This window comes from Paenibacillus sp. J22R3, assembly GCF_056269305.1.
In genome coordinates, this window is record NZ_JBWDNS010000004.1 from 363,819 (window position 1) to 377,934 (window position 14,116).

Consider the following 14,116-nt stretch of genomic DNA (forward strand, 5'->3'; position numbering starts at 1 on the left):
GATTCGACGAGAGGGGTGTGGAATCACGATGGGGCAACTGGCAGATCAGGGGAACAAGGAACGTGTGGTGGCGTATTATACCGGCTTTGGCGAGCGAGAATGGAGCCGGCTTGACCGGGAACCGCTGGAGTTCACGGTTAACATGCATTATTTGAAACAGTATCTGCCGCCAGCCGGCCAGGTGCTGGATAATGGGGCTGGCCCTGGCAAATATGCGATGGCACTTGCTGCAGAAGGCTATGAGTTGACGCTGACGGACCTTACGCCTGCACTTGTTGAGCTTGCTGAGGCAAAAGCCGACGAGCTTGAGCTAACCGAGCGTTTCACCGGCGGCTTCCATGTCTGCAATGCTTGCGAGCTCACTTTGCTAGCTAATAACAGCTACGATGCCGCGCTCCTCATGGGCCCGCTGTACCATTTGCAGCATGCAGCGGATCGCGCCAAGGCTGTTCGTGAGCTTCACCGAGTGACGAAGCCGGGAGGCGTCGTATTCGTAGCTTTTCGCAGCCGAGTCAATCAAGTGATGAATGCGCTGCTTGATCCGGAGCATTGGAAGCCGCTTCATCGCTTGGATGCTATCGAGGCGTTTCAAGAGAAGGGAATCTTCGATCATGCCGATGAAGGACGCTACACGGGAGCCTACTTCCATGAGCTCGAGGCTATTCGACCGTTTATGGAATCAAATGGCTTCCAGACGCTGGAGTTGATCGGATCCACGAACATGGGGGCAGTCCTCGGAGCGGACCAATGGCGCTATTGGTCGGAGCAGGGGGAGGAAACGTATCAGCAGCTTATTCAACTGCTCATCCGGATGGCGAGGGATTCGTCGGTAATGGGGATGTCCTCGCATTTACTCTACATCGGAAGAAGAGTATAGTTGGCGGATGTTAAATAAAGAGGCATTATCAAAAGGATGCAGGACGACTTTTGAGATGCCTCTTTTTTGCTGTGCCGTTTAACGAGGGAAAGTAGAAATTGTTGCACAAACTGCAACAATTTCTCCGTATCAGCCTCCTAATTCCACAAATGTTGCACGATATGCAACATTCGCTTAGAAGACGAGCTTATAAGGCATTAATAGAGGTAAAATGTTGCACAAAGCGCAACAATTTCACCATTTTAACCGCCAAGCTCCTGAAATGTTGCATGATATGCAACAATCAAGGGAGCAGGAGGAAACCGCGCACCCGCGCCGCGCACCGCGCAAAGGTCTCTCCGGTTCATTAGCGCGAAATTCAGTCGGAAGACTGTCCCAACATAGCTCTTAAACAACTTATCCCCAACATTACCCACAATAGCAGCAAGGAATGTGTATAAACTTCGCAAACCCGCAGAAATCGGGCGTTTACAATGTGAACAAAATCGGGATAAGTTTTTCACAGTCCACCTGTGGATAATGTTAATAATGTGGGTAAAATGCCACCGTCTGTAACCACATCTGACGAATTGTTAAAGAAACGTTAAATTTATTATTGTTTTACGTCGTTAATAGTGCCAGAATTGCCGCACAATTCATCCCGCGCTGTGGATATGTCTGTGGACAAGGGGGATAGATTGCGAAGTTGTCCCATTCGTGCCGAAATCGTAGAATATTTCCTACTACTGTTACTGCCGATGTCATATGCCGTGGAAAGCTGCCGTCATCTCATCTCGATTGGCAGCTGAAATGAAACAATCCGGACAGCAGATGTGCTGTCCGGATTTCGGTTTGGTTCGTTTCTATTATTTTATCTGCTTAAACGACAGGTTAAGCCAACAACTCTTCCCAAGACTCGTAAACGGTTTGCAGCTGTGCCTTAAGTCCATCCAAATCCGTTTGGATACTCTGCACACGCACATAATCGTTGTAGATTTCAGGGTCTACAAGCTGCTCCTCGAGTGCCGTAATTTCACCTTCAAGACGAGCAATTTCGTTCTCTAATTGCTCTTGTTTACGCTGACGATTTCGTTCGTCACGCTTCGCTTGTTTGTCGGCTTCATAGGAGGAAACAGGGGCCGGATCCGGCGCTGCTGTAGGCTTTCCCTGTTTTCCTTGCGGAAATGACAGCGTTTCCATCTGCAGTTCATCGTTTTCACGTTTTTTCTGGATCATTTCGTCATAATTTCCCAGGAAATGCTGTGTTCCCTGCGGCTCCAGTTCGACAATCCGCTCCGCCATTTTATTGAGGAAGTACCGGTCATGGGAGATGAACAGCAACGTGCCATCGTAATCCATAAGCGCGGACTCCAGCACCTCTTTGCTATAGAGGTCCAAATGGTTGGTAGGCTCATCGAGAATGAGCATATTGGCGCGAGCCAGCATCAGCTTCGACAAAGAGACGCGTGCACGTTCTCCGCCGCTTAGCGAACTGATCCGTTTCTTCACATCGTCACCGCTGAAGAGGAAGTTGCCAAGCACGGTACGAATACGAGCTTCTTCTATAGAAGGATAAGTGCCCCACAGCTCTTCAAGCACCGTATTCGCGTGGTTCAGCCCGGTGTGTTCTTGATCGTAATAACCGATCTTGATGTTGGTGCCCCAGCGAATCGTTCCGTGTTCATACGGCTGCTGGCCGACAAGCGATTTAAGCAATGTCGATTTGCCGATCCCGTTCGGTCCGATAAGAGCAACATTCTCGCCGCGTTCCAGACGGAATGATACATTTTGGAACAATGGGTCGGATTTCTCTTGGAATTTAATCGACAAATCACGGACATCCAGTACGTCATTGCCGCTTTGGCGTTCAATTTCAAAGGAGAAATGCGCTTTCTTCAAGTCGCCTAGCGGCTTGTCGAGTCGATCCATTTTGTCCAGCGCCTTGCGTCTGCTCTGGGCACGCTTCGTGGTGGAGGCGCGCACGATGTTGCGCTGCACAAAATCCTCCAGCTTGGCGATTTCATCCTGCTGCTTGTCGAATTGCTTCATTTGCGCTTCGTACTCTGCCGCTTTGATTTCAATATAACGGGAGTAATTGCCGGTGTAGCGCTTAGCCGTGTGACGCTCAATTTCGACGATCGTCTGCACAACCGCATCGAGGAAATACCGGTCATGGGAGACGACCAGAATGCCGCCATCGTAGCCGCGCAAGTAATCCTCCAGCCAAGTGAGCGTTTCAATGTCCAGATAGTTCGTAGGCTCATCGAGCATCAGCAGGTCTGGGGACTGCAGCAAAATACGCGCAAGTGCCAGTCGTGTCTTCTGCCCGCCGCTTAATGTCGAGATAATCGTATCGGGAGGGAATTGTCCAAAACCCATCCCGTGCAAAATGCCGCGGATCTTCGTTTCAACCTCAAAGCCGCCTTTCTCGCGGAACCAATCGGATAGCATGGAATACCGATTAAGAAGGGCCTCATATTGCTTGGCGTCTTCGTGCATCTTCGGGTCGGCAATTTGCTGTTCCAATGCGCGAAGCTCTTGCTCCGCTTCTATTAGATGAGCAAATACAGCATGCATTTCTGCATCGATCGTTTGATCCGACTGCAGGCCGCTGGATTGCGCGAGATAGCCGATCGTTGTTTCTTTGGATTTATAGATGGTGCCGGAATCGGCAGACATCTCGCCGGCGATAATACGAAGCAGCGTCGATTTGCCTGCGCCGTTGACACCGACAAGCCCAACCCGCTCGCGAGGCTGCACTTGGAAGGTGATGGACGAGAGCACACTGCTTACTCCGTAGCTTTTGGATATATCGGATACTTGAAGAAGCATGATAGGTGAAACCTCCAAATAAGTTGAATTCCTATACATTTAAGTGTACATGAAAAAGCCGCATAACGCGACAAGGTTCACGCCTTTAAACACGGATATGGGTTGCCTTCGTCTTATTGGCGAAATCTGGGCAACAGTGGTAAACTAAGTACAACTATGACTGAAACTTACGCCATTGCGGCCAATAAGAGGCAAAGCGGTGACCATGAATGAGTCAATCGGAGAAGAAAACAGCCCGGCTGTCCGCGATTAAGAAGCGTGACAGCTACCCTGAGCAGCTGCGCTTGGCATGGTCCGACACGGCCTGCCAGCGCGTGGTAGAGTGGCTGCAAGCAAGACCGGGCAAGACGGTCCGAAGCGTAATGGTGTATATTCCTTTTCGCTCGGAGCTTGATCCTACCCTGCTCATTGAGTGGTGCTGGCGCAAAGGAATCGACGTTGTCGCACCGCGTTGCATTCAAGCAACCCGGGGCATGGAGTTATACCGGCTGCGGGCTTGGGATGAACTTATGCCGGGCGCTTATGGCATTAAGGAACCAGATCCTCAGGCTGCGCAGCGCTGCGAACCGGATTTTATCCCGGACATTGTATTTGTACCGGGACTTGCTTTTGATAAGTGGGGCGGCCGATTAGGTTATGGAGGCGGTTATTATGACCGGTTTCATGAGTTAATGAGAGGGCTGGCCGCCGCATCAGGCAGAGCGATGCCCGAATGGATCGGGTTAGGGTATGAGGCGCAGTGGATGAAGGATGAAATTCGTATCCCTATGGATGAGCACGATGCCTATGTAGATGCAGTCATTACTGAACATGGGCTAACAAGGAGGCGCTAGGCGCGTGGATTTGACTCATTTCAACGAACAAGGGCGCGCACGGATGGTGGATGTGTCCGATAAGGAGATCACTTCCCGCATTGCTGTCGCACGTACGACAGTTACGATGGCGCCGGATACATTATCTCGCATTAAAGCGGGCACAATCGGCAAGGGGGATGTGCTGGCCGTTGCGCAGGTGGCTGGCATTATGGCGGCGAAGAATACATCGAACTGGATTCCGATGTGTCATCCGCTTCCGCTGACTGGCGTTAACCTGGCTTTTGCAGATAATGGCAAGGATGAGCTATACATAGAAGGAATGGTCAAGACCACCGGCAAAACCGGTGTTGAAATGGAAGCACTAACGGCTGTTTCAGCGGCTGCGCTGACCGTGTACGATATGTGCAAGGCGCTGCAGAAGGATATGGTGATCGGGCCAACCATGCTGACGGAGAAGAGCGGCGGCAAGAACGGCGATTATAAGCGATAACGCGTGAAACGTTGCCCGAGTACAGCGCGCGCAGCGTCGTACTTCAACGGGTATCGTTAATGGCGTTTAGATTTCATGATGTACATCATGCTGTACCTGGCATATCTTTTTCATAAATGTGAACGGGGGAGAAGCTCATGCGGTGGAAAGTGGCGTTGTTGACAGCCAGCGACAAAGGATCGCGCGGCGAGCGGGAAGATACCAGTGCACAGGTAATCCGGGAACTGGTGGAAGAGGAGCTTAGCGGCGAAATTGTCGATTACCGAATTGTACCTGACGAACAGGATGAAATAATGGCTGCTCTAATTGAAATGACGGATTACTTTCAAGCGGATCTCGTTATTACGACAGGCGGAACCGGACTTGCTCCACGTGATCTGACACCGGAAGCCACGATGAAGGTCATCGACCGTTTCGTGCCAGGACTGGCGGAAGCCATGCGAATGGGAGCTATGCAGCGTACACGACGAGCAATGCTCTCGCGCGGTGTATGTGGCATTCGCGGCCGCTCACTCATTATCAATTTGCCCGGCAGTCCCAAAGGCGTGCATGAGAATCTGATGGCCATAATGGACCAGCTGCCTCACGCGCTCAATATTCTCTCGGGGCGAATGGGGGAGCACAACGAATGACGAGGCCGAAGAACGGAACGATTCTGAAGGAAGTGCCGGTTCAAGAAGCGATCGGCTTGCGGCTTGCGCATGATTTGACTCAGATTATTCCCGGGCAATTTAAAGGCAGATTGTTCAAAAAAGGACATATCATTGAACAAAATGACATTTCGAAGCTCCTTGATATAGGCAAGGAGCATATTTATATTATGGAGCTTGGCGAAGGTGAACTCCATGAAGACGATGCGGCGAAGCGAATGGCATTAGCCCTTCAGGGCGAAGGGCTGCAGCTATCTGAGCCCCATGAGGGTAAAGTAGCGGTGAAGTCTGCGCTGGATGTGCCGGCTATTGCTGAGATTGATCCGTCGATCGTTCACGCGATCAATGATTTAGGCGAAATCGCCCTGGCTACACTGCGCACACATGCAGTCGTCAAGCCCGGCGGTCAACTGGCTGCGACACGTGTCATTCCGCTCGTTGTGCCGGAGTCGAAAGTTCAGGCGGTAGAGGAGCTGATCAGCAGCTACCGCGCGCAGCATGAAGGACAATCACCGCTGCGTCTTAAGCCGCTCCGCAAGTTTAGAATTGGGCTCCTAACGACAGGCGGCGAGGTGTTCTCCGGCCGTATAGAAGATAAATTCGGGCCGGCAGTACGGCGCATCGTGGAGGAGCTGGGTTCCGAAGTGATGGAGCAGCGGTTCGCACCGGACGAGCGCCATATAATTGTCAAGGAAATACACTACTTGCTGCAGCAGTCCTATGATATGATAGTGGTAACCGGCGGGATGTCAGTGGACCCCGACGACCGTACGCCTGCTGCTATTGCAGAGTCCGGTGCAGAGATTGTCAGCTACGGAACACCGATGCTTCCGGGATCGATGCTGCTTATGGGCTACTTGAACGGCGTTCCTATTATGGGACTCCCAGGCTGCGTCATGCATGATCCCTATACTTCGTTTAACGTGTTATTGCCGCGTATCTTGGCAGGCGATATCATCACCAGAGAGGACATTGTCTCCATGGGCTATGGTGGCTTGAACAGCTGCTAATCCTATGAAGTGAGAGGTGTACCCGGACGAAGCCTATTATTCCTTTCTGCTTGTAAGAGCGGAATTCCGTGTATGTACAACTCGTAATTTAAAGGAGGCTGCCAATCATGTTTAGTGGAATTGGTGTGACAGGATTTTTACTTATTGCCCTTGTCGCTTTATTGTTGTTCGGACCGAATAAGTTGCCTGAGCTCGGACGCGCTTTCGGCCGTACGCTGAAGGAATTTAAAGCCGGTGCGAAGGATATCATGGAAGATGATGATGATCGCAACCGCAAGCCAGTGAGTCGGGTTGAAGTTAACCGCGATGAGCACAAAGACGAGAAGCGGCTCCCAGAGTAAGTGGGGCCCGCTTTTTTTATGACCGTCAGGTAGGGCGGTACAAGCTGATTTCAGGCGTGAGAAGAGGTGAGCATAGCGGTGGTAGTTGAGAAAGATGAAACGGCCGAGAAGGAAGCGGCTCGCGGCGATCATTTAATGACCTTGTTCGACCATATCGGCGAGCTAAGGAAGAGAATTATTATCATCCTAGTCATCCTTGTCATTGGGATGATTATTGGACTCTTCTTGGCCAATCCGGTTTACAAATTTCTGCTGGATCAAGAACCGGTTAAGGGCATGAAATTTTATGCGTTCTCACTGTGGGACGGTATTGGCATGTATATGAAGTTTGCCCTTGTCATTGCCCTCATCTTCGCCTTGCCGGCAACTGCTTATCAGTTGTGGTCTTTCGTAAGACCTGCGCTTGGTCGCAAGGAACAACGGGCGGCGCTTATGTTTGTTCCGTTCGTACTGATTATGTTCTTGATCGGATTAGCGTTTTCTTATTATGTAGTGTTCCCGATGGCGTTTAATTTTACGACCGATGTGGCGAAGCATTTGAACCTTGAAGAGAACTACGGGATCATTCAGTACTTTACGTTTCTGTTTAACATCGTTATTCCGATTTCGCTGCTCTTCGAGCTGCCGATCGTCATCATGTTTCTGACGCAGCTGCGCATTGTGAATCCGAAACGACTTAAGAAAATGAGACGGCTGGCGTATTTCTTACTAATTATTGTCGGAATCGTCGTAACGCCGCCGGATTTCATATCCGATTCTTTAGTGGCTGTTCCGCTCATCTTGCTCTACGAAGTCAGCGTGATGCTTTCGAGCGTTGTCTATCGCAAACAATTGAAGGCTGCGCAAGCATGGGAAGAAGAATACGGAGACAAATAGGAAAGTCGGCGAAAGCCGGCTTTTTTGGTATGTCATGCATGGAGGATGGCTGCATTCCCCCAGGAATGGAATGTAAAAATCATATAAATTGAGTGCGAGAGACTTGAAATCTGTAATTAAAATCGGTATGATTAGAAATGTTATTAGCACTTGATGATTGCGAGTGCTAACGGGACAAACAATTTGCAGTATTAATATCAAAAGGAGGCTATTTTTCATGATCAGACCTTTGGGTGAGCGCGTATTGATCGAACCAATCGCGAAAGAAGAAACGACTGCTAGCGGCATTTTGTTGCCGGAAACAGCTAAAGAAAAGCCGCAAGAAGGCAAAGTAATCGCTGTGGGCAGCGGAGCGGTTAAGGACGGCGTACGTATTGCGCTTGAAGTTAAGGAAGGCGACCGCGTATTGTTCTCCAAATATGCAGGTACCGAAGTGAAATACGAAGGTAAAGAGCTTTTGATTATGAAAGAAAGCGACATTCACGCGATCCTGGGTTAAGCCGCCTTCGGGGGCTTGGACTCCACATACATGCAACGCTTTTTACTTAAACTAATAAGATTAACTAGGAGGTTTATCTACGATGGCAAAGGAAATTAAATTCGGCGAAGACGCTCGTCGCGCAATGCTGCGCGGTGTGGATGCACTTGCAAATGCCGTTAAAGTTACACTTGGTCCTAAAGGCCGCAACGTGGTGCTTGAGAAGAAATTCGGCAGCCCATTGATCACGAACGATGGTGTTTCCATTGCAAAAGAAATCGAGCTTGAAGATGCATTCGAGAACATGGGTGCTCAGCTCGTTAAAGAAGTTGCTACAAAAACAAACGATGTTGCCGGTGACGGTACAACTACAGCTACTGTTCTTGCACAAGCGATGATTCGCGAAGGCTTGAAGAACGTAACTGCAGGCGCTAACCCAATGGTTATCCGCAAAGGTATCGAGAAAGCAGTACGCGCTGCGGTTGAAGAGCTTAAAGCGATTGCTAAACCAATCGAAAGCCAACAATCGATCGCGCAAGTTGCTTCGATCTCTTCCGCTGACGATGAAGTCGGTCAATTGATTGCAGAAGCTATGCAAAAAGTCGGCAACGACGGCGTTATCACGGTTGAAGAATCCAAAGGCTTCGTTACTGAGCTTGAAGTGGTTGAAGGTATGCAGTTTGACCGTGGTTACCTCTCCCCTTACATGATCACAGATACAGATAAAATGGAAGCTGTCCTGGACAACCCATTCATTCTGATCACAGATAAGAAAATTTCCAACATTCAAGAGATCCTTCCGGTTCTTGAGAAAGTTGTACAATCCGGCAAGCAATTGCTGATCATCGCTGAAGACGTTGAAGGCGAAGCATTGGCAACATTGCTCGTTAACCGTCTGCGCGGCACATTCACTTGCGTAGCTGTTAAAGCTCCTGGTTTCGGCGACCGTCGTAAAGCTATGCTTGGCGATATCGCTGCTCTTACAGGCGGCCAAGTGATCACAGAAGAGCTGGGCCTTGAGCTGAAAGCTACTACTGTTGACCAACTGGGTACAGCTCGTCAAATCCGCGTTACCAAAGAAAACACGATCCTTGTTGATGGTGCTGGCGACAAGAAAGACATCGATGTTCGCATCGGCCAAATCCGTGCGCAGCTGGAAGAAACAACTTCCGACTTCGACCGTGAGAAGCTGCAAGAGCGTCTTGCTAAACTTGCTGGCGGCGTAGCTGTCATCAAAGTTGGCGCAGCGACTGAAACCGAATTGAAAGAGCGCAAACTGCGCATCGAAGATGCTTTGAACTCCACTCGCGCAGCAGTGGAAGAAGGTATCGTTTCCGGTGGCGGTACTGCACTCGTGAACGTATACGCAGCAGTTGCAGCGGTTAATGCTGTAGGCGACGAGAAAACAGGCGTAAACATCGTGCTTCGCGCGTTGGAAGAGCCAGTTCGCACAATCGCAGCTAACGCGGGTCAAGAAGGCTCCGTTATCGTTGAGCGTCTGAAAAAAGAAGCAATCGGCATCGGCTACAACGCAGCTACTGGCGAGTGGGTTAACATGTTCGATGCAGGTATCGTTGACCCTGCTAAAGTAACACGTTCCGCTCTTCAAAACGCAGCATCCGTTGCAGCGATGTTCTTGACAACTGAGGCTGTAGTAGCTGACAAACCAGAAGCAAGCAAACCAGGCATGCCTGATATGGGCGGCATGGGTGGCATGGGCGGTATGGGCGGCATGATGTAAGGCTTTCGAGCCATGCATTATAGAAAATAACGCGAGTTATTTTCGCTCCATCTCAAACCTGTTGAGAACAGGTCATGTGAAAAACTAATTTCTAAAGAATAGACTACTTCCTAATTCCAAGGAGGTAGTCTTTTTTATGTTGTTAAAATTTGCTTACCAAGATTTTTTGGATGACCGAAGCTTTAAGAATACGACTCAGAAGAACATTAGAAACTATAAGATCATGCTTGGTGAGTTTGTGGAGTATTGTATTAGTCATGAGGTTGTGAGGGTAGAAGATATTACTTATAATCATGTGCGACAACATCTTATGGAATGCCAAGAGCGCGGGAATAAGGCAGGTTCTATTAATACCAAGCTAATGCGAATTAGAGCATTCATGAACTACATGGTGGAGTGTGAAGTGATTGGGAAGAGTCCTGCACAGCGAGTGAAGATGCAAAAAGAAGACGTGAAGATTAATGTTTTCACTGATGAGCAGATTCGGCAGATGTTGAACTTTTACAGACACATTAAGCAAAGAGAGAAGAGTTACGTTGTTTATCGGGATTATATGATGATAGTCACTATACTTGGGACTGGAATACGGCGTGGTGAAATAATCAATCTAAAGTGGTCTGATATTGATTTTATTAATCAAACAATTAGCACGTTTGGGAAAACGCGAAGAAAAGATACGCTCACGATTACAGAGAAATTATCAAAGGAATTTTCAGCATACAGAAGTTTTTGTAAACAACACTGGGGAGAAGTAAGCGATTTTGTGTTCGTGAAAAGAGATAATACCCAAATGACTGAAAACGCACTGATGCTGATTTTCAGGTATCTTGGACAAAAGATGAATTTTAAGGATGTGAGGGTATCTGCTCATACCTTTCGTCATACATTCTGTCATCGACTTGCTATGTCGGGAATGAGTGCTTTTGCAATTCAAAAGCTAATGCGAAATGAAAACATTACTGTTACGATGCGTTATATATTTTCCCGAGGCTCTTTTTATTCTCTCTGAAGTGTCTAATAGGTGCCGAACAGGTGCCACAAGCATTAAAGTAACTACTAATTATTTTAAAAGATATTGCTGTCAGAAGTCGCGAAAGGCGTAATTTTACTGACTTTCTTATATTATCTTTAACGATGTTACAGACATTAACCTCATGGGCGGCATGATGTAAGATTGGTGAAAATACCTTGATTTATAAGGGTTTTCGAGTGTGGTGGAAGTCAGTTCCCCACATTTTCCCCACCTAGGGTAAAATTAGAGGCTTCGCAGAGTTGAGCAAACTTGTGTGAGGCTTCTTTTTTCATGGTCTTGGTTACATGCATATAAACGCTCTTGGTGGTATCATCGTCCTTATGACCGAGCTGCTCCATAATCTCTTGAAGACCGACGCCTGCTTCTGCAAGGAGGGATGTGTGAGTGTGATGTGAATAAGCGCGTCAAAAATCGCACCGATCATAGCTGTACTGCCGGCTGAATGATGCGCTTTATTTGTCTCATATTCCTCCGGACGACCAAACATGCGGTAGATTCCTGTTACCTAGTCTGCAGCCTCATCTATCCTAAACCTCTACAGATATGGTAAATTTATAAATACACATCGAGCTCACTACTAGCCATCGTTTCCTGACCGTATTCGAACTAATACGACGGAAAGGTATGACCCCCATGCGGCTTTTGAAAATCTATCAATCGAAGAAGTATCTGCTCCGTATTCTGCTATCTATATCTGTATTAACGGTTATTTTCCTTATTGGTTCCTCTGCCACGCTGTTTTATACCTCCAGAAATTCTGTCGTCGAGATGCAAAAAGAGTACAATGAAGCAACATTGGCACAAATCAACTACAATATTAACTCCATGGAAGAAATCGCCAAAAATATGGTGTCCGCCCTGTTTTGGGACGTTCAGCTCAAGCCTCTGATGTCCAACCAAGAAGTTTTTATTTTAGATTTGACCCATAAACTCCGTAGAATGGAAACAATCGTTAACTCTACTTCCTTCCTAGATTCCATTATCATTTATAACGGCTACAGCGACCAGATCTTCGCAGGAGGGAATTCAGCACTCAAAAGCCAAAGCAGCGAATCTACGCAGCATATGCTCGAATTCCTCCATAACAGCGATGCTGTACAGAAAATGAAGTTCATTCCCATGAAGCTGAAGGAGAAGAGCACGGGAATCGATGTATTCTCTTATGTCATGTACGACTCGCTCGGTAAGTACAAGCCGGATGAAGGCGCACTTGTGTTGAATATTAAGCCGGAATGGCTATTTAACAATATCAAGCTGATCAATGGACTGGGGCTGAAGAAGGAAGGCTCCATCATGCTGGTGAACAGCGAAGGCCAAATATTATATACGAATGAGAGCTCCGATCTGAACAGGGCTGGCTTCCAAGATTTGTTCTCCGGTTCCGTCCGCGAAAACAAATCAAATGGGTACATGATTCAGCGAGTGGGCGACCAAAAACAAATCATCTCCTACTCCAAGTTGGTCATACCCAATTGGTATATCGTAAGCGCGCAGCCTTACGACGCCGTCATTCATAGCATCGATCAAATCCGCCAAACAACCATTGGCTTAACGGTCGTATTCTTAATTCTGTCAATTATTGCCGCCGTCTTTGTATCTCGAAGGCTGTACAAGCCAATTGACAGGCTCATGAGCCAAATCCAAAGTAATCCGTTTGGGATCGGGGATCAAGCGGCCAAAGACGAGCTCGCTTACTTATCCGAAGTATATTCCAACGTCGTAGATAATCTGCATGATATGAGAAAGATGCATCGAGATAACCGGGACATTATCGATTCTTATCATATTCGTCAATTACTTACGAGCAGCATGGTGCTCAGTGACGAACAATTCATCGGCATCATCCGATCCAACCAAATGAACATTCTGGAGAACGGTTCTTATATCGTGATCGTCATCGCGATAGATAACTTCCGGAAAATTAGTCAACTGCTTCAGCCCAGCCAAATGAAGCTGTTTCATTTTGCGATCTTGAACATTGCAGAAGAGCTCATTGGTAGCCGCTATCACTGCGTCGGAGCCGAATTGAGATCTGATCATCTGGCGTTCTTGGTCAGTGCGAAGCATGATCTCGGCGATACAATCGGGCTGCTGAAGGAAAAGGTGGTGCTGGTTCAAGAAACCGTGCAGCGCTACTACAAAATAACAATCAGCGCTGCCATAAGCGAGAGCATCATTCATTTCTCGGATATCTCCAAGCAGTACCATCAAGCCCAGCAGATCATTATGTATAAGCTCATTTACGGAAGAAACACACTGCTTACCCTCGATTCAGTTGAGGAAAACATGCGCAATAGGAGTGAACCTCTGCTTCCGGAGCTGGAAAAAAGACTCGTCGAAGGAATCAAATCGGACGATGCCGTGCTTCTTGAAGATACGCTGGACAAGCTTATACGCCATATTGCCGCATGCAACTATGATCAAATTATGACGGGCATTACCCAGATACCGGTGATTATTAGGCAAACCCTGAAGGAAATCAATCAAAACCGCGTACAGCCCATTGACATCGATATCAATAAAGTTAGCTTAAGTATGCTGGAGATGGATACGCTTGAAGATATTCATAGGCAGCTATGGCAGACGCTGCATGACATTACGCAGCAGAAACGCAGCGGATTGGTGGATCGCAACGATATCCTGGTTGAGACGATCAAGGAGATTGTCAAACAAAACTACGGCGACATTAACCTCAGCCTCCAATCCATTGCCGGTATGATGAAATTGTCCGCGGACTACGTAGGCCGATTATTCCGCAAGAACGAGCTCATTTCCGTTGCCGACTATATTGGCGAGGTCCGGCTAGGTGTCGCCAGAGAACTGCTTGAACATAAAAATCACAGTGTACACGAAATTATGGATCAAGCCGGATTCGCCAATCAAAGTTACTTCTTCAAGCTGTTTAAGAAGAAGATCGGTTGTACACCCGGCGAGTATCGGTTGAAAAAATCGATTGGGCGATAGCTTTATCTTTAAAGGCCAACCGCTGCGGTT

12 protein-coding genes and 1 pseudogene are annotated in these 14,116 nt (G+C 48.0%); 11 read left to right on the plus strand and 2 right to left on the minus strand.

Features of this window, described 5'->3' with window-relative positions:
- Positions 1–28: 28 nt before the first annotated feature.
- Positions 29–877, plus strand: coding sequence for a class I SAM-dependent methyltransferase (locus AC0YN4_RS20415; RefSeq protein WP_475836619.1), 849 nt, complete (start codon positions 29–31; stop codon positions 875–877).
- 870 nt (positions 878–1,747) lie between these two features.
- On the opposite strand, the gene AC0YN4_RS20420 is transcribed toward AC0YN4_RS20415, so the two are convergent.
- The gene (locus AC0YN4_RS20420; protein WP_475836620.1) at positions 1,748–3,688 is read right to left on the minus strand and encodes an ABC-F family ATP-binding cassette domain-containing protein; all 1,941 of its coding nucleotides are present in this window, start codon (positions 3,686–3,688) and stop codon (positions 1,748–1,750) included.
- 209 nt (positions 3,689–3,897) lie between these two features.
- Here AC0YN4_RS20420 and AC0YN4_RS20425 point away from each other — a divergent pair, with 209 nt between their 5' ends.
- From AC0YN4_RS20425 to AC0YN4_RS20465, 9 genes are all read left to right on the plus strand, one after another.
- Complete coding sequence (locus AC0YN4_RS20425) at positions 3,898–4,521, plus strand: 5-formyltetrahydrofolate cyclo-ligase (protein ID WP_475836621.1); 624 nt, start codon at positions 3,898–3,900, stop codon at positions 4,519–4,521.
- 4 nt (positions 4,522–4,525) lie between these two features.
- Positions 4,526–4,993 (plus strand): cyclic pyranopterin monophosphate synthase MoaC, encoded by a 468-nt coding sequence (gene moaC, locus AC0YN4_RS20430; protein WP_475783620.1) that lies wholly within the window; start codon positions 4,526–4,528, stop codon positions 4,991–4,993.
- Between the two features lie 137 nt (positions 4,994–5,130).
- Positions 5,131–5,625 (plus strand): MogA/MoaB family molybdenum cofactor biosynthesis protein, encoded by a 495-nt coding sequence (locus tag AC0YN4_RS20435; RefSeq protein WP_090983463.1) that lies wholly within the window; start codon positions 5,131–5,133, stop codon positions 5,623–5,625.
- The gene (locus tag AC0YN4_RS20440; protein ID WP_475836622.1) at positions 5,622–6,653 is read left to right on the plus strand and encodes a molybdopterin-binding protein; all 1,032 of its coding nucleotides are present in this window, start codon (positions 5,622–5,624) and stop codon (positions 6,651–6,653) included. Before AC0YN4_RS20435 ends, AC0YN4_RS20440 begins: the two co-directional genes overlap by 4 nt.
- A 107-nt stretch (positions 6,654–6,760) precedes the next feature.
- Positions 6,761–6,994, plus strand: a complete 234-nt coding sequence (locus AC0YN4_RS20445; RefSeq protein ID WP_475783622.1) for a twin-arginine translocase TatA/TatE family subunit — start codon at positions 6,761–6,763, stop codon at positions 6,992–6,994.
- Between the two features lie 135 nt (positions 6,995–7,129).
- Positions 7,130–7,870: a twin-arginine translocase subunit TatC gene (tatC, locus tag AC0YN4_RS20450; protein WP_475836706.1), complete on the plus strand. Its 741-nt coding sequence runs from the start codon at positions 7,130–7,132 to the stop codon at positions 7,868–7,870.
- A 217-nt stretch (positions 7,871–8,087) separates the two neighbouring features.
- Positions 8,088–8,369, plus strand: coding sequence for a co-chaperone GroES (gene groES / locus AC0YN4_RS20455; RefSeq protein WP_090983460.1), 282 nt, complete (start codon positions 8,088–8,090; stop codon positions 8,367–8,369).
- An 82-nt stretch (positions 8,370–8,451) separates the two neighbouring features.
- Positions 8,452–10,089 carry a chaperonin GroEL gene (gene groL / locus AC0YN4_RS20460; protein ID WP_475783623.1) on the plus strand — a complete coding sequence of 546 codons (1,638 nt, stop codon included), beginning with the start codon at positions 8,452–8,454 and terminating at the stop codon, positions 10,087–10,089.
- A 136-nt stretch (positions 10,090–10,225) separates the two neighbouring features.
- Positions 10,226–11,098 carry a tyrosine-type recombinase/integrase gene (locus AC0YN4_RS20465; protein ID WP_475836623.1) on the plus strand — a complete coding sequence of 291 codons (873 nt, stop codon included), beginning with the start codon at positions 10,226–10,228 and terminating at the stop codon, positions 11,096–11,098.
- Between the two features lie 212 nt (positions 11,099–11,310).
- On the opposite strand, the pseudogene AC0YN4_RS20470 reads toward AC0YN4_RS20465, so the two are convergent.
- Positions 11,311–11,511: pseudogene (locus AC0YN4_RS20470) on the minus strand (tyrosine-type recombinase/integrase); the annotation flags it as partial.
- Positions 11,512–11,764: 253 nt separating this feature from the next.
- On the opposite strand from AC0YN4_RS20470, the gene AC0YN4_RS20475 reads away from it, so the two are divergent.
- On the plus strand, positions 11,765–14,086 hold the full coding sequence (locus AC0YN4_RS20475) for a helix-turn-helix domain-containing protein (protein ID WP_475836624.1): 2,322 nt from the start codon (positions 11,765–11,767) through the stop codon (positions 14,084–14,086).
- Positions 14,087–14,116: the final 30 nt, after the last annotated feature.